The sequence below is a fragment of the Zobellella maritima genome (assembly GCF_003075035.1).
Classification (GTDB): domain Bacteria; phylum Pseudomonadota; class Gammaproteobacteria; order Enterobacterales; family Aeromonadaceae; genus Oceanimonas; species Oceanimonas maritima.
Window position 1 is genome coordinate 235,379 of record NZ_QCZE01000002.1, and the last position, 16,452, is coordinate 251,830.

Genomic DNA, 16,452 nt, shown 5'->3' on the forward strand with positions numbered 1-16,452 from the left:
ACAGAGAATGAAGCGAGTGCTGGTGATACGCAACGATAAAATTGGTGATTTTATGTTGGCCTGGCCGGCGTTTGCCTTGCTGAAAGGCTCGCTGGATTGTGAGCTGACCGCCCTGGTGCCGGCCTATACCCAGGCCTTGGCCGAGCTGTGTCCTGCCATCGACAGGGTGATACTGGATCCCGGTAAAGACGCGGAGCCGGCGTTTCAGACAGACTTGCTAAATCAGCTCAAATCCCGGCGCTTTGATGTGGTTATCTGCCTGTTTTCCAATTTCCGCAACGGCAAACTGGTCTGGCAGGCCGGGATTCCCGAGCGCTGGGCGCCGGCGACCAAGCTGGCTCAGCTGTTCTATAACCACAGGGTCAGGCAACGGCGTTCCCGGTCGGAGAAGCCGGAATATGAGTACAACCTGGATCTGGTCCGGGCCTATTTGCAGGCCGGCCGGATAGCGCCACTTGAACCGCGCTCTCCTTATTTATCTTTTAATGCCGAGGAGCAGGCGGCCTTCCGGAGCAAACAGGCGCAATCCCTGGGGATTTCGGCCGAGCGGCCCTGGCTGTTGGTACATGCGGGCAGCGGCGGCTCGGCCAACAACCTGTCGGTGCAGCAATATGCCGAGCTGCTTGGACAGCTGGGCCGTGATTTCCCCGAGGCTCAGCCCATATTAACCGCAGGCCCGGGCGAACAGGCGTTGGCGGAGCAGGTTGCGGCACAGGTGAAGGCACCGATCCCGGTTGCCCATGGTCTGGCGTTGCCGGATTTCTGCCGGCTGCTGGCCTGTGGCCAGCTGTTTGTGGCCGGCAGCACGGGCCCCTTGCACATTGCTGCCGCCTTGGATGTCCCGACCGTGGGTTTCTTCCCGCTGCGCCGTTCGGCCACGCCGTTGCGCTGGCGACCGCTCAACAGTGAGGGGCGCCACCTGGCCTTTCATCCTCCGGCGAACAGTGAGCTGGAAGATATGGGCCAGATTGATATGGCCGAAGTGGCCGGCAAGGTCAGGGGTTGGGCCGCTCCGTATTTGTCTTGATCCAGAGGTCGGCGTATTTCACGAAGGTGGAGTGAGCCGACAGCAGGCACAGCAGCAGACCCTGCTTGCCATCCAGGAAGCCGGCCTTGAGCACATACATCTTCAGGAAGCAGCCGATCCCGTGCAGCAGACCCTGGCTCAGCGAACCTCGTTTGCCGCGTTCGGCCCGCTGGCGTGACCAGGCGGCGGCATAGCCGGCGGACTTCACCAAGTAGTGTTCCAGATCCCGGTAGGTATAGTGCAGCAGATCCCCCTTGAGCCGGGCGGTTTTGATGCCGGCTCCCAGTTCGACCTTTTCATGTACCAGGGCGTCGTTGTACCCGGTCAGCGCCTTGGGGTAGAGACGCAGCACCCGGTCCGGGTACCAGCCACAATGGCGGATAAAGCGCCCGAATACCCAGGACAGGCGAGCGGCGGCATAGACGGTATTCGTGGTCGGCCGGGCCAATACGGCCTCTATGCTGGTCCTGAGTTCGGGGGTGACCCGCTCGTCCGCATCTACCCACAGCACCCAGTCTGACTGCACATGGCTCTGGGCCAGCTGCCGCTGGCGGCCGAAACCGGGCCAGTCGTCGTTGACAAAGAAGCGGGCACCGGCGGTTTCGGCAACCTGCCGGGTCCCGTCGGTGCTGCCCGAGTCGAGCACCACTATTTCATCCACCCAGTCTAGGGTAGCCAGGCAGTCGGCCAGGTTTTCTGCCTCGTTTTTGACGATCAGGACAGCGGCAAGGGTCGGGCGGGCGCTCATGATGGCTCCTTGTGAATGGCAAGTGCTTGGGTGACCTGGTCAAAGCGGGCGATGACCATCTCGGGGCTGATAAGCTGCATGGCGTCGGGATTTTTCACCCGGGTACGCCAGGGCAGTTGGGCGGCGGTTTTGCCTGTTTCTGACAACAAGGCCTGGTCATAGGCGCTCACCACATATGAGCGGCACAGGTAGGGGCCGGTGCGTTGGGGATTATGGTGGGCATAGAGGCCAATCACAGGGGTGCCGACCATGGTAGCCATATGGGCGGGTCCGGTATCCGGGGCCACCACCAGGCTGGCTTGGCTGATCAGCGCCAGTAGCTGGGGCAGGCTGGTCCTGCCCACCAGGTTTTCGTCGATATGGCTGGTCAGGGTACATATCCTGGCGGCAAGCTCAATTTCCGTCGGTGCCGGACTGCCGATCAGCATCACCCTCATGCCCTGGCGATGGGCGTGTTCGGCAAGCGCGGCATAGCCTTCGCTGGTCCAGTTTTTGTAGGCCTTGCTGGATGCGGGACAGATCAGCAGCAGTGGCTGTTCCGCGTGATAGTGTCGGGCCCAGTCGATGGCCTCCGGCTGGAGCGGAAACTGCCAGCAGGGCTGGAGATCGGTTACTCCCAGGGCCTTGCCAAAACCCATAAAGCCGTCCACCACATGCTCGCCCAGGCTGGTAACCTTATGGTTGGTAAACAGCCACTGTCCGTCCTTGGCCCTGTCTTTGGGCAAGCCCAGCCGGTGTCGGGCCCGGATGCCTAAGCTGAGCAGACTGGCACGCATGGCGGCCTGCATATGCAGTAGGGCATCGAATTGCCGCCCGCGCAGCTGCTGCCAGATCTCGACATAACCCCGCCAGCCGGCCTGCTTATCGAAGACGATAACCTCAATATCCGGCAGCTGTTGTAATAGTTGCGCTTCTAGCTTGCCGGTAATCCAGGTAATACGGGCATGGGGCCATTGTCGCTGGATCGCCTGCACCAGGGCCACCGCATGGCAACAATCACCAAGGGCGGACAAGCGTAGCAGGCAGATGGAGTGAGGAGGCTGGGAAAATAGCGCCATATGTTAGATCTCTTAATACTGAGTCCGGCATTATGCAAAGGCTGGCGAGCCATGTAAAATTTGCTTTTTTACGGGGGATGGCGATGGAAAGGTTAGTTCACGGTTCTGAGATTATCTGGTACGACCCGGAATGTTTCGACGATTTCGAACGGGATTATTTTGAAATTGATTATTGGCGGGAACGCGACGCCATTCGCGGCAAGGCGGTGGGGCGCAATACCACCTGGTTTGTAGATGATGGGGTCGGGCACAAGGTACTGCGCCATTACTATCGTGGCGGCCTGATTGGTCGGGTAATGGAAGATACTTTCCTGCATGTGGCCGAGTCCAAAAGCCGGGCCATGGCCGAGTTCACCGTGTTGGCCAAGCTGTATCGCCGAGGGCTGCCGGTGCCCAGGCCCTGCGCGGCACGGATGATGCGTTCCAATCTGGTATATCGTGCCGACATCATCCTTGAGCGTGTAAGCAATGCTCGCGATCTTGTGGCTATTTTGAAAGAGCAGCCACTGAAGGCCACGCAGTGGCGGAACATCGGCAAGATGATCCGCCAGTTTCACCTGGCCGGTCTCTACCATGCGGACTTGAACAGCCATAATGTGTTGCTCGATGACCAGGGCAAGGGGTGGTTGATCGATTTCGACAAGTGTCACTTCCGACAGCCCGGTAGCTGGGCCCGGGAAAATATGGAGCGCCTGCTGCGCTCATTCCGCAAGGAAGTCAGCCTGCATCCCGGTTTCCAATGGGATGAGGCCGATTGGCAGATCCTGATGGATGGCTACAAAGCCAGCTGAGTCTTGATTACCGTCAGGGTTCTGTTCAGGGCGCCCTGGTTGGCCTTGACCACGGCGAGGGCCTGCTGGCCCATGAGCCGAGTCTGGTCTGGCTCATCCAGTAGCCGGCTCAGCTGCCGGGCCAGGGCATCGGCATCGGCAACCACACGGGCTCCACCGGCCTCGATCAGCTGGCGGCTGATATCGCTGAAGTTGAAGGTGGAGGAACCGGTGAGTACCGGCTTAGCCAGGGCGGCCGGTTCCAGCAGGTTGTGTCCGCCCCGAGCAATCAGGCTGCCGCCGACAAAGGCGATATCGGCCGCTGCCAGCATCAGGGGCAGCTCACCCATGGTATCGCCCAGATAGACCTGGGCCTCTGCGGTGGCGACCTGTTCGGTACGCCGGGCGAGGGCAAAGCCCTGCTGCCGCACCAGTCCGGCAACCTGATCGAAACGCTGGGGGTGACGGGGAACCAGGATCAGCAGCGATTCGGGATATTGGCGCAGAAGTTGTCGATGGGCGGCCAGCAGTTGTTCATCTTCACCCTCGTGGGTGGAGGCAGCTATCCACACTGGCCGGGATGCACCCAGGTGTTCACGCAGGGCCTTGCCCTGCAGGTGAACTTTTTCGTCATAACCGATATCGAATTTGACCGAACCGGTGACCGTCAGCTTGTCTGTGGAGATCCCCAGGGTGGCGAAGCGACGGGCATCGTCCGGGTGTTGACAGGCAATGTGCTGCAAGTGGGGTGATAACTGGTTGAATACCCCCTGGAAACGCCGGTATCTTTGACAGGAGCGGGCAGAGAGGCGGGCATTGAGCAGGAGCACCGGCACCGCCCGTCTGCCGCAGGCCGCCAGCCAGTTGGGCCAGAGTTCGGTTTCCATGACCAGCAGGGCAGAGGGGCGGACGCGGCTCAGGAACAGGGCCACAGACCAGGGAAAGTCGAGCGGCGCATATCTGTGTTCGACCAGATCGCCCAGTTTGGCCGCCTGATCGGCGCCGGTTCGGGTCGTGGTGGTCACCACTATCGGCAAGGTCGGATATTCGGCCTTCAGTGCCTTGAGCAGGGGGGTAGCGGCCACTACTTCGCCCACGCTCACCGCATGGAGCCAGAGCGGTGCCTGCTGGCCGGAGGCCGGCACCAGCCCCAGGTGTTCTGCCCAGCGCTGTCCGAAACCGGGTTTGCCCCGTTTGGGCCAGTAGAGCAGGGCCAGCAGCAGCGGGCTGAACAGGTGGATCAGCAGGTTGTAAACTAGGCGATATATCATAACGACACGGGTCAGGGACGAAGGCCCAAGTATCCTAAAAAGTACAAGTCATGCACAAGGTTAACAAACGCGATGAAAAAATTCCTGGTGGTACAGACCAAAGAAATCGGTGACGTCCTGGTGTCTACCGCCTTATGCAACAACCTGAAGCAGGCATATCCGCAGGCGCGGGTCGATTACCTGGTGATGGATTATTGTGCCGGCATGGCGGAGGGAAATCCGTACATAGATAATCTGATCACCCTGGATAAAAAAAAGAAGGATGATTGGCGTTATCTCTGGCAGCTGATGAAGGGTATTCGCCAAACGGCCTATGATGCGGTGATCAACAGTCAGGGACAGATTATCGGCCTGCTAACCTGCCTGTTTAGTGGCGCTAGGACACGTATCGGTTTCGACTCTTTGCCCTGGCGGCTGGGGCATAATCGGATCGTGCATTTTGGCAAGGATACCGATCACCAAGGCAATGCCTATATGGTGGATGACAGGTTTTCGCTGTTGGCCCCCCTGCAGCTTCCGAAAGAAGACAGGAACTATTATCTTTGGTTGTCGGAGCATGAAAAGCAGCTGGGCCGAGAGAAACTGAAGGCTGCGGGTATCGACGGCGAACGGCCATTTATCACCTTTGGTGTTAATTCCAAGGGGGCCTACAAGTGCTGGCCGGTCGACTATTTTGCAGAGCTGGCCGAGATGATGATTGATAACTATCAGGCACAAATCCTGGTCTATTGTGGCCCGGGTGAGGAAACGCATAATCGCCAGCTGAGAAAGCGATTGCCCGACGCAAAAAAAGCGTATGTGTTCGATAGCATAGCAACAGGATCCATCAGGGAGCTGGCAGGGCTGATAGTCCATAGTCACTATTTTATCGGCAATGATACGGGGCCCAGGCATATAGCGCAGGCGTTGGAGGTGCCAACCCTGTCCATTACCGCGCCGTTCGGCGACAAGCGGATAGCCAATCCTGACGATCATCATAAATTCAGGACAATAGATATTCCCGGCGCCCTGGGACTTACCGTGGAACAGTGGGATAACATGCGCAGGGGCGTTCAGCGAGGCTCACCGGAAGAGCAGGATGTCTTTAGAAAGCTGACCCCCAAGCTGGTTTGGGAAAGTACTGTCAAGCAAATCGATGAGCTTGGATTATTGAAGCCATAAATGATGATTAAAATAGTCGCCAGCTTTACCCGCTGGCAACTATCTTAGCCGTTAACTTGATGATTAAAAGCCTCACCATTTGAATTCATCCGTTTTGCCGAGCCTGCAATAAGGCAGCATGGTGTTCCTGAGTTGAACACTCAGGACGATATCGTGCCGATAGCCTTGATAATGGTCTGTGGCGGCAGTTCTTTCAAACATTTCAGGTGGCCCAACGGGCATTCCCGTTTAAAGCAGGGTCGACACTCGATGTCGGTATGGACCACAGCGACCTTTTTCGCAAGCGGGGGTGTGTATTGGGGGGATGTCGAGCCATATACACCGACCAGTGGCCGTTGCAGGGCGGCGGCGATATGCATCAGGCCAGAGTCGTTCGAGACAACGACCGAGGCCAGGGCCATCAGGTCGATGGCCTGATGCAGGGAAGTCTTTCCGGCCAGCAGATGACAGTGCGCCCGCATGGCGTCGGGTAAATGAGCTTTGATCGCTTCGGCGACGAGCACATCCTTGGCCGAACCGAAAATCCATACCTGATGTCCCTCGCTGATTTGTTGCCTGGCAACCTCGGCATAGTGCTGCTCCGGCCAGCGTTTAGAAGGACCGAACTCGGCCCCCGGGCAGAGAGCCAATATGGGCCTGTCGGTGTTCAGCTGCAGGCTGTGCAGCGCCTGCTGTTGATTCTGAAGATCAACGGCGAGCGCCGGCCAGGGTAGCGCCGGTAAACAGTGATGGTCTTTCATCTCCGACTTGGGATAGGCCAGAGCCGCGTAGCGCTCGACCATCAGCGGGAAGTCGACCTTGTTGCTGCGCAGATCGGTGAGCAGGCCGTAGCGGGATTCACCTTTCCAGCCTGTTCGCTTCCTGATGCCGGCGAACAAGGGGATCAGCGCCGATTTCATCGAGTTGGGCTGCACTATCGCCCAGTCATAGCCCTCGGCGGCCAGTTTTCGCCCCAGCCGGAAGCGTTCGGTCAGCTTAAAGTCGCCATGACCCAGCGGCATGACAATGGCCTTGTCTACTTCCGGCATCCGCTCCAGCAGGGCGCAACACCAGGCCGGGGCCATCACATGCAGTTCAGCATGCGGATGTTGCTGCTTCAGGGTGATGTACAGGCTCTGGGACATCACCATATCGCCGACCCAGGAGGGGCCTATAATCAGGATTTTGTTTGCCATAGAGAATGTTACCTTATTTAGTTGACCTTATTATACACTCTCGCAAAACTCGGATGCAGCCTTTCCTTAATTTAGTCCTATTTTGAAGAGTATTTCATCAATAAATCCATCTGTACTGTATCTAGACAAAACAGTAGGGTTAGGCTCTTGGTAAGGCGATGTGAAAAAATCGAGAGGTATTTTTTTGATATCTTGATCGGTGTTTAAAACGAAAATGTTTTGCTCATTGTAGAAATCATACTCTTTAATATGTTTGTTATTCGTTATCAGTTTGCACTTTGCGAAGAGGCACTCCAAGCTGCGTATTGTCAACCCTGCTTGTTTTTCTAAGTTTAGTTCCAGAATTACTCTTGCTCTTTCTGAAAGACTTAGATTGTATTGATAGCTGATTTTTCTATTAGTTATAATGGGATGGGAAAATGACTTGTCGATTTTCTTTTTATTTACATACAGTCTGATGTCAGAGTTAATGCCTAATTTTCTACAGTGGTCATATAGTGATACCAGGGTGGTATATCTTTCTTTATTTTTGAACTGCCCCAGATAGTAAAGATCAATGTTTTTACCCACCTTTGCTTCACTAGAGGCTTGCTCGACATAGAAGCTGGGTCTGAATATTAAACCATGCTTTTCACAATCAACAGGGTCAAAGCTGAAGACATGGTCGTATTCCGATATGGTTGTTCTTATGTTAGTAGTTTCATACATGTCCCACATAAATAGTACAGTTTTTATGTTCGGGTATTTTTCCTTCAGGAGTGCGATGAACTCCTTTGAATGAAATTGATTTATTGAGATGAAAAGCTCAAGTGAGCTCGAAGGTATTTTTGTTAATAATTTTACCTCGTGCTTTCTCAGGAGTGAGTTGTAATGATTGTTTATTAAATTAGAGTTCCGGTTAAGTTCTCTAATAATACTAAAATACAAGCCTCGTTGGTTTTTTAATGGATAGGAGCCGTCAATATAGAAAACGTTTTCAAATTTTTTCTGTAGTGCACGTTGTAAACTATAACGCTCAGAACTTTCCTTTGTGCCATCAAGGCCATCTACTGAAAATAATGCATTCATTTCACATGACCACTATATCATTCATTATTATTTTTGAAATTCTATCTGCTAACTCTATTTCATTACAAGTGTTTAGATCACAAGGCATGATAATGCTTTCTTTTCTATCTGACATAGGGGGCCAGTATTTTGCATTGTGTTCATCACGATAAACGGCGACTGTTGGTATGTTAAAGGCACTTGCAATGTGCACTAGTGCAGTGTCTGGAGAAATAACTAAGCTAGCGTCTTTTAATATGGCAATACTATCATGGATTGTATTTATATCTTCATAAATAAATATGCGGTTTGTATTCCCATAAACTCGTTTATACTCTTCTTTTTTATCAGCAGGACAGACTATGACAAAATCAATATCCATCAAATCTAGCCTGTTTTTTATCTCTTTGACAATACCAGCAGGAAAGCATCTTTTTTTATCAAAAGCATCTAGGTTTACAGCAATATATTTTGATAAACCAAAGCGGTTTATAAACATATCTTTCTTGGCGACGGCATCGCTTTTGGTAATAACAGTTGGTCTGTCTTTTGCCGGCAACCCATGTTTTTCTAACTCTTTCTTATACCTGTAAAAAAGGGAACCATCGTTAATGACACCAAGTTCCGGTTGATGCATCATAAATCTTTTTTTCTCAACGACAATATTACACTTTGCCCTTAGTATGCCCATGAATATGTTGGGGGGGATTTTGTTTCCTGCAGTTGGAGAGAAAAGCAGGTCTATTTTACCATGCTTTTTTTTTATTTTTAACGCGGTTTTTGTAATGGAAAATAACGCATTAGAATTTTTTAACGTATAGCATGTAAGATCTGAGTCAGATTGAAATATAGAATAGCTATAGTTGGAGCAAACAACTATTATTTTAGCATTACTATAATGATTCTTGATGGCATTTATTGCGATAGAGCAAGCAATGGCGTCACCAATTCTGTCAATGCTATAGATCACTGCTGTGACAGATTGATTATTATTGATTTTTCCAGGCACTTGATAATCGAAAAACTTAGGTATTATTTTTCTTAGTAACTTTTTCATAATTTTCACATCACAGTTACGTTACTATTTAACATTGGGGATTGAACTAATGTTCCCATGAGATATTTTCTTTGATTACCTTGGCAGGCGAACCCGCGACGATAGTTTTATGGGGAACATGTTTTGTCACAATTGAACCAAAAGCTACGATGCTACCATCATGAACTGTGACTCCCTTCAGGATGGTGGCATTAGCTGCGATCCATACTTTGTTGCCAATAATAATGTCTTCTGGGGAGTTTAAAAGGGACTTTGTTTCAGCATCAAAAATTGGATGGCCATCATAGGTCATCACATTTATATTTCGAGAAAACATACAGTTATCACCTATGGTAAGCTGTGTGCCATCTCCTTTTGCCGAAAGGTAGGAGCCACCAATATCTGTTTTTTTTCCTATTTTAATCAGGCAGTCACTACCAGTCACCTCCAGGTTGCTGTAGCTGATGTTGGCACCTTCTTCAATTTCAATAATGTTGTTATTACCGTGGATACTGATAGTACACCGACGGAACTTTCCTGTGCCATGGACAATCAACTTATTATTTTCACCCCTAAGCTTTATTTTATTCCAGATTAGGTAAGATTTAGGGCTGGTGATGATTTTTCCACCTTTTCCTTTAATTATATTTAACAGCCTCAAGGGCAACTTTGTTGTCATTTTTATTTACTAAAGCAGTAGTTATTAATCATTTTTTAGCCTTTCTGAACACATAGTTTCCCTTTATCTTCCGCCATAACCCGAAGACATCGGTACGGGGGAAGATGGCGATGCGGCGGATCTGATAGGGATCTTCGTGCATCGCCAGGGGGCCACTGTCGGTGGCCACGGCGAAGGGATACCCCAGTTCTTTGGCCAGCTGTTTGCTGTCTTCGTTGTGGATGCCGAAAGGATAGGCGAACGAGGTCAGTGGCCTGCCGATAAGCTCTTCCAGTTGCGCCTTGTTTTCAGCTATTTCATGGTGTTGCGCAGCTTTATCCTGTTGATCCAGACGAGGATGAGTAAGGGTATGGCCCCCGATCTCCACCAGGCCGGAGTCGGCCAGCGCCTTGATTTGTTCCGGGTTCATCAGTTCGACCCGCTTTTCCGGATTATCGGGTTGCTCAACGTCCCAGCGATTAAATTGTTCGCCGGTCACCACATAAATCACCGCCTTGAAGCCGTATTTCTCAAGCAGGGGCAGCAGCAGCTCGTAATTATCCCGGTAGCCGTCATCGACGGTGATAATGATGTATTTTTTGCCAGCCTTTAGCCGACTGGCGATGCCCCGGTCGGCCAGATCGGCGAAGGTGAGCGTTTCATAGCCCAGGCGCTTGAGCAGCTTGAAGTGCTTTTCCAGCATGTTGACGTGCATATAGGTACCATGTACGCCTTTTTCGCTGTCATTCCTGATAAAACGATGATACATGATAATCGGCACTTCCTGACGCAACCGGTGCACGTATACCGACTGGTAATGGTGCTCCAGCTCGTCCACCACCCGGCGCAGGTCGTAGGCCGCTTTGACCCGTTCGATAATACGGTTATCTGTTGTGCTTTCCGCCAAGGCCGCGCTGATTTGTGCCGGAATGGCGGAAAAGTCGATATCCAGATCCCTGGGCCCGATATCGCCGAAGTTGCTTGCCATGGCGGCGGTAATATTGTCTGCCGTGACCAGTCCGACGGCATTGGCTTCGCCGATGGCGAAGGTGGGGCGGCCCATCAGAATTGATTCCATGGCCACCCGGCCGGCGCCAATCACCAGATCCGAGCGGGCGATTAACCCCGGCACGTCCTGTACATAGCCCAGAAACGTCACCTGTTCCTTGAACCGTTCGAAGCGCTCAGGTACTGCCGAGCCGGAGGCGATCTGCACTCGGTAGCTTTCCAGATCCAGGCATCCGTCCAGCAACCGGTAGCAGAGTTCGCCTTTGGGGCCGGTCAGGCGACCGATGAGGCTGATCACCGGCTTGTCATTATCGGCAGGGGGGGAGGGTTGGTAGTGATCGGTGTTGATACCGTTGCGTCCGACGGCAATCAGCGCAGGCGATACCCCCAGGCTGTCGATCAGCTGGTTGCGTACCGCTTCGCACACCGCCAGAGCCCTGTCGCCCAGGGCATGGAATTTCTTGCGCGAAGCATGCACCGGCTGGCGTCCGTGGACGCTGGTGATCATGGGGGTGCCGGTCAGCCTGCAGGCGACGTGGCAGCTCCAGCTCGATGCCCGGCTGTGGGCGTGCACCAGCTGGATGCGGTGTTTCTTGATCAGGTATATGAGGTAGGCCACATGCCAGAAGCGGCGGGGTATGCTGCGTTTGTTGAAGCGCAGCCGGAAATAGCGCCCCTGATGCGGCTTGGTCAGGGTATCGGATACGTAGAAGAGCCGATGGCCCCGGCGGGCCAGTTCATCACCCACTGTGGTGGCATAGACTTCTGCCCCTGTCACCTCGAGTTGGGAAAGCGCCATTAATATATTCATGCGTAATTCCGGCTGACAGGCGGACCCGGGGGCCCGCCTGTGCTATGGGTGGAGGCTTACCTGTTCAGCCAGACCATATAGTCGGCGACCCCTTCGGCAACGGTCTTGAATTGACCATCGAAGCCGGCGGCGCGCAGCTTGGTCAGATCCGCCTGGGTATAGCTCTGGTAACGGCCCTTCAGGTGCTCGGGGAAGGGAATATATTCTACCTGGCCCTTGCCGTGGTGCTTGATTACTGCGTCGGCCACCTGCTGGAAAGGTTCGGCGCGGCCGGTGCCACAGTTATAGATGCCGGATACCTGCGGATTCTGCCAGAACCAGAGGTTCACCTTGCAGACATCTTCCACATAGATGAAGTCGCGCATCTGGCCGCCATCGGGGAAGCCGTCGCAGCCTTCAAACAGCCGGGGATTCTTGCCTTCCAGCAACTGGGTGTTGAGGTGAAAGGCCACGCTGGCCATGCTGCCCTTGTGCTGTTCGCGCGGACCGTAGACATTGAAGTATTTTAGTCCCACTACCTGCGAGTTGGCTTCGGGCAACAGCCGGCGCACATACTGGTCGAACAACTGCTTGGAGTAGCCGTAGACGTTGAGCGGCTGTTCGTATTGGGGCTCTTCGATAAAGTTATCGTTGCGCCCGCCGTAGGTAGCGGCGGAAGAGGCATAGATAAAGGGGATCTCCCGCTCCAGACAGTAGTGCAGCAGATCCTTGGAATACTCATAGTTGTTTTCCATCATGAACTTGCCGTCCCACTCGGTGGTGGCGGAGCAGGCGCCCTCATGGAAAATCACCTCTATGCCGCCCCAGTCGTCAAACTCGTCACCGGAGACGATGCGGGCGATAAATTCCTCTTTATCCAGATAATCGGCGATGTCTAGATCCACCAGGTTGACAAACTTGGTGCCGTCGGTCAGGTCGTCGATCACCACGACGTCTTTGCGCCCCTGGTCGTTCAGGTTTTTTACCAGGTTGCTGCCGATAAAGCCGGCACCGCCAGTCACAATTATCATGATCTTTGCCTCTTGCTGGCCGGAGCATATCCGGCGGTAGGGGGTCGATTGGTCGGGGATTTTATCACGGAATCCGGGGGGAAAACTAACCTTACGCAACAGGGGTACCTGGCGGTGTCCTGCGAAGGGGACTAGGGCTACGCTTATGAAGACTCTACCTTCAGCCACAGCAAGGGTGGAAGCCGATAATGTTGGCGGATCATTACAACGCATTGTGTAACTAAGGTAGTGATCCATTTCACAATAACCTTAATTAGCAGAGTATGTTGTTTTAAAACTAGTCGTTAATAGTAATATGCTCCAAGTTTAAGCAACTTTGCCTGATCTAAGAACGGGAGTTCAGTATGTCGTCGGCCTTTTATGCTCATCTCAACGAGCAATTGAATCAAACCCAAGCGGAAGGGCTCTATAAGCAGGAGCGGGTGATCACCTCACCACAAAGTGCCGCCATTTCGGTCGGCGGCCGGGAAGTGGTGAACTTTTGCGCCAATAACTACCTGGGGCTGGCTAACCATCCCCTGCTTATCGAGGCGGCCCAGCAAGGTCTGGACAGCCATGGCTTCGGCATGGCATCTGTGCGCTTTATCTGCGGTACCCAGGATCTGCACAAGCGTCTGGAAGCCGAGTTGTCCGCCTTCCTGGGCATGGAGGACACCATCCTCTATACCTCCTGCTTTGATGCCAATGCCGGCCTGTTCGAGACATTACTGGGTCCTGAGGACGCTATTATTTCCGATGCTCTCAACCACGCCTCCATCATAGACGGGGTGAGGCTGTGCAAGGCCAAACGCTACCGCTATGCCAACAATGATATGGCCGAGTTGGAAGCCAGCCTACAACAGGCCGATGCGGACGGGGTCCGCTTCAAGCTGATCGCCACCGACGGTGTATTTTCGATGGACGGGGTGATTGCCAACCTGCAGGGCATCTGTGATCTGGCAGATAAATACAATGCCCTGGTGATGGTGGACGACTCCCATGCGGTGGGCTTTATCGGCGCCGAGGGCCGGGGTACCCATGAATACTGCGAGGTGATGGGCCGGGTCGACATCATAACCGGCACCTTGGGCAAGGCCATGGGTGGGGCCTCGGGCGGCTACACCGCCGGCAAGAAAGAAGTGATCGATTGGCTGCGTCAGCGCTCCCGTCCCTATCTGTTTTCCAACTCGGTGGCCCCGGCGATCGTGGCGGCGTCCATCAAGGTGCTGGAAATGCTGAAGGAAGGCGACGCATTGCGGGAAAAGGTTGCGGCCAACAGCCAATACTTCCGTGAACAGATGACCGCCGCCGGCTTTACCCTGGCAGGCAAGGATCACGCCATTATTCCGGTCATGCTGGGCGATGCGGCGCTGGCCGCGCAAATGGCCGACCGGCTGCTGGCAGAAGGCATTTACGTGATTGGTTTTTCTTTCCCGGTGGTGCCCAAGGGGCAGGCCCGGATCCGCACCCAGATATCGGCGGCCCACAGCCGCGAGCAGCTGGACAAGGCAATCGCAGCCTTTACCAAGGTTGGCCGTGAATTGGGCGTGATTTAAGGGGAGCCGACCATGAAAGCACTGGCAAAACTGAAAGCCGAACCCGGCATCTGGATGACCGACGTGGCCGAGCCCGAGCTGGGCCACAACGATCTGCTGATCAGGATACGCAAGACCGCCATCTGCGGCACCGACATTCACATCTATAACTGGGATGAGTGGTCCCAGAAGACCATCCCGGTCCCCATGGTGGTCGGCCACGAATACGTGGGGGAAGTAGTGGCCATCGGCCAGGAAGTGCGTGGCTTCGAGGTGGGCGACCGGGTATCCGGTGAAGGCCATATTACCTGTGGCCATTGCCGCAACTGTCGCGCCGGGCGCACCCATCTGTGCCGCAATACCGTGGGCGTGGGTGTCAACCGGGAAGGGGCCTTTGCCGAATATCTGGTGATCCCTGCCTTTAACGCCTTCAAACTGCCTGCGGAGGTCACCGACGATCTGGCGGCCATTTTCGATCCGTTCGGGAACGCGGTGCACACGGCCCTGTCCTTCGATCTGGTCGGTGAAGATGTGCTGATCACCGGCGCCGGCCCCATCGGTATCATGGCTGCTGCGGTGGCGCGTCATGTGGGGGCCCGTCATGTGGTGATCACCGATGTCAATGACTTCCGGCTGGAGCTGGCGCGCAAGATGGGCGTGACCCGGGCGGTCAATGTCGCCAATGAAAAGCTGGATGACGTCATGGCCGAGCTGGGCATGACCGAAGGCTTCGATGTGGGACTGGAAATGTCCGGTGTCCCGGTGGCGTTTCGGGACATGTTGGCCAAGATGAACCACGGCGGCAAGATTGCCATGCTGGGCATTCCGCCATCGGATATGGCCATCGACTGGAATCAGGTGATCTTCAAGGGGCTGGTGCTGAAGGGCATCTATGGCCGCGAGATGTTTGAAACCTGGTACAAGATGGCCAGCCTGATCCAGTCGGGCCTGGATCTGAGCCCCATCATCACCCATCACTTCCCGGTGAGCGAGTTCCAGCAGGGCTTTGATATTATGCGCTCCGGTCAGTCAGGCAAGGTGATCCTCGACTGGTCGTAAACAGTGAGGGATTAGGGATTGGGGCGAAGAAGTGCTGCAATCCCATCTTTCCCCATATCCTATTCCCCATCCGAGGGTGGACACACCGAATCGCGCACCACCAGGCGGGGAGTCAGTTCCAGCTGGGCCTGCCGGTGATCCTTGTCCTTTATCCGCTTGAGCAGCAGCTCCAGGGCCCAGCGGCCAAGGGTTCGCTTGGGGTGGGAGATGGTGGTCAGCGGCGGGTTGGTAAAGCGAGCCATGTTGACATCGTCATAGCCCAGTACCGAGATATCCTGGGGAACCCTGAATCCCGCCTGGGTAATGGCGCAGATGGCGCCAAAGGCCATGGTGTCACTGAATGCAAAAACGGCGGTCACCGGGAATTTTTGCTGCAGTAACCGCTGCATACCCTGGTAGCCGCTTTCACTTTCAAAGTCTCCCTCCACAATCGCCGAGGCCGGCAGCTCCAGGCTCGCCTCGGCCAGGGCTTTTTTAAAGCCCTCCAGGCGTAGCTGGCTGGTGCCTTTGGTCAGGTGGCCGGTGATGCAGGCGAACCGGCGATGCCCCTGTGCCACCAGATATTGTCCCGCCAAGTAACCGCCAATCTGGGCATTGTCGTGAATAATATCGGCAAAGCTGCTTTCCCTGCTCCAGTCCAGCATCACCAGGGGTAATTGGCTATGGTTCTGCAGCAGGGTCTGCAGTGCAGGGGGGGTGTCGGTACAGATAATCAACAGGCCATCGACCCGTTTCTCCATCAGCATACGTACATGCATCAGCTGACGCTCGGGCTGATTCTCGGTATTGCACAGGATCAGGCTGTAACCCAGTTCGAAGCACAGATCCTCAACCGCCTGCACCACCTCGGCAAAGAACGGATGGGCGCTGGTGGTCACCACCATGCCAATGGTGCGGGTATTGTTCACCTTTAGACTGCGGGCGACCGAGTTGGGGGCATAGTGAAGCCGGCTCACTGCCTCCTCGACCCGCAACCGGGCGCTGTCGCTGACCTTGCGGGTGCCGTTCATAACATGAGAAACGGTGGAAATGGACACCCCGGCCAGGGCCGCGACATCCTTGATTGTTGCCATTTTCAGCTATCCATTAAAAGGGTCTA

At 54.4% G+C, this 16,452-nt stretch carries 15 protein-coding genes; 5 read left to right on the plus strand and 10 right to left on the minus strand.

Annotated features, from left to right (window positions below; genetic code table 11):
- Positions 1–7: 7 nt before the first annotated feature.
- Positions 8–1,027 carry a glycosyltransferase family 9 protein gene (locus DCS96_RS12970; RefSeq protein WP_116474818.1) on the plus strand — a complete coding sequence of 340 codons (1,020 nt, stop codon included), beginning with the start codon at positions 8–10 and terminating at the stop codon, positions 1,025–1,027.
- On the opposite strand, the gene DCS96_RS12975 is transcribed toward DCS96_RS12970, so the two are convergent.
- On the minus strand, positions 996–1,775 hold the full coding sequence (locus DCS96_RS12975) for a glycosyltransferase family 2 protein (RefSeq protein ID WP_116474819.1): 780 nt from the start codon (positions 1,773–1,775) through the stop codon (positions 996–998). The two genes, DCS96_RS12970 and DCS96_RS12975, sit on opposite strands and share 32 nt — an antisense overlap.
- On the minus strand, positions 1,772–2,833 hold the full coding sequence (locus DCS96_RS12980; RefSeq protein ID WP_116474820.1) for a glycosyltransferase family 9 protein: 1,062 nt from the start codon (positions 2,831–2,833) through the stop codon (positions 1,772–1,774). The genes DCS96_RS12975 and DCS96_RS12980 overlap by 4 nt, the downstream gene beginning before the upstream one ends.
- An 83-nt stretch (positions 2,834–2,916) precedes the next feature.
- On the opposite strand from DCS96_RS12980, the gene DCS96_RS12985 reads away from it, so the two are divergent.
- On the plus strand, positions 2,917–3,624 hold the full coding sequence (locus tag DCS96_RS12985) for a 3-deoxy-D-manno-octulosonic acid kinase (protein ID WP_116474821.1): 708 nt from the start codon (positions 2,917–2,919) through the stop codon (positions 3,622–3,624).
- Here the strand turns inward: DCS96_RS12985 and waaA are convergent.
- Positions 3,609–4,874: a lipid IV(A) 3-deoxy-D-manno-octulosonic acid transferase gene (waaA, locus tag DCS96_RS12990; RefSeq protein WP_116474822.1), complete on the minus strand. Its 1,266-nt coding sequence runs from the start codon at positions 4,872–4,874 to the stop codon at positions 3,609–3,611. The genes DCS96_RS12985 and waaA overlap by 16 nt on opposite strands.
- A 72-nt stretch (positions 4,875–4,946) precedes the next feature.
- Here waaA and DCS96_RS12995 point away from each other — a divergent pair, with 72 nt between their 5' ends.
- The gene (locus DCS96_RS12995) at positions 4,947–6,035 is read left to right on the plus strand and encodes a glycosyltransferase family 9 protein (protein ID WP_116474823.1); all 1,089 of its coding nucleotides are present in this window, start codon (positions 4,947–4,949) and stop codon (positions 6,033–6,035) included.
- 140 nt (positions 6,036–6,175) lie between these two features.
- Here the strand turns inward: DCS96_RS12995 and waaF are convergent, their stop codons facing one another.
- The 6 genes from waaF to rfaD form a co-directional block, all read right to left on the minus strand.
- A complete protein-coding gene (waaF, locus tag DCS96_RS13000; RefSeq protein WP_116474824.1) occupies positions 6,176–7,210 on the minus strand; it encodes a lipopolysaccharide heptosyltransferase II in 1,035 nt (344 codons plus the stop codon).
- 66 nt (positions 7,211–7,276) lie between these two features.
- Positions 7,277–8,278, minus strand: a complete 1,002-nt coding sequence (locus DCS96_RS13005; protein WP_116474825.1) for a hypothetical protein — start codon at positions 8,276–8,278, stop codon at positions 7,277–7,279.
- A gap of 1 nt (position 8,279) precedes the next feature.
- The gene (locus tag DCS96_RS13010) at positions 8,280–9,314 is read right to left on the minus strand and encodes a glycosyltransferase family 9 protein (RefSeq protein WP_116474826.1); all 1,035 of its coding nucleotides are present in this window, start codon (positions 9,312–9,314) and stop codon (positions 8,280–8,282) included.
- 46 nt (positions 9,315–9,360) lie between these two features.
- Complete coding sequence (locus DCS96_RS13015; RefSeq protein WP_116474827.1) at positions 9,361–9,972, minus strand: acyltransferase; 612 nt, start codon at positions 9,970–9,972, stop codon at positions 9,361–9,363.
- 28 nt (positions 9,973–10,000) lie between these two features.
- Positions 10,001–11,770: a polysaccharide deacetylase family protein gene (locus tag DCS96_RS13020; protein WP_116474828.1), complete on the minus strand. Its 1,770-nt coding sequence runs from the start codon at positions 11,768–11,770 to the stop codon at positions 10,001–10,003.
- Positions 11,771–11,826: 56 nt separating this feature from the next.
- The gene (gene rfaD / locus DCS96_RS13025; RefSeq protein ID WP_116474829.1) at positions 11,827–12,780 is read right to left on the minus strand and encodes an ADP-glyceromanno-heptose 6-epimerase; all 954 of its coding nucleotides are present in this window, start codon (positions 12,778–12,780) and stop codon (positions 11,827–11,829) included.
- A gap of 344 nt (positions 12,781–13,124) precedes the next feature.
- Between rfaD and DCS96_RS13030 the strand changes: the two genes are divergently transcribed.
- Together DCS96_RS13030 and tdh are read left to right on the plus strand one after the other, a co-directional pair.
- Positions 13,125–14,315: a glycine C-acetyltransferase gene (locus DCS96_RS13030; protein WP_116474830.1), complete on the plus strand. Its 1,191-nt coding sequence runs from the start codon at positions 13,125–13,127 to the stop codon at positions 14,313–14,315.
- 12 nt (positions 14,316–14,327) lie between these two features.
- Positions 14,328–15,353, plus strand: coding sequence for an L-threonine 3-dehydrogenase (gene tdh, locus DCS96_RS13035; protein WP_116474831.1), 1,026 nt, complete (start codon positions 14,328–14,330; stop codon positions 15,351–15,353).
- 59 nt (positions 15,354–15,412) lie between these two features.
- Here the strand turns inward: tdh and DCS96_RS13040 are convergent, their stop codons facing one another.
- Positions 15,413–16,426 (minus strand): substrate-binding domain-containing protein, encoded by a 1,014-nt coding sequence (locus tag DCS96_RS13040; protein ID WP_116474832.1) that lies wholly within the window; start codon positions 16,424–16,426, stop codon positions 15,413–15,415.
- Between the last annotated feature and the right edge of the window lie 26 nt (positions 16,427–16,452).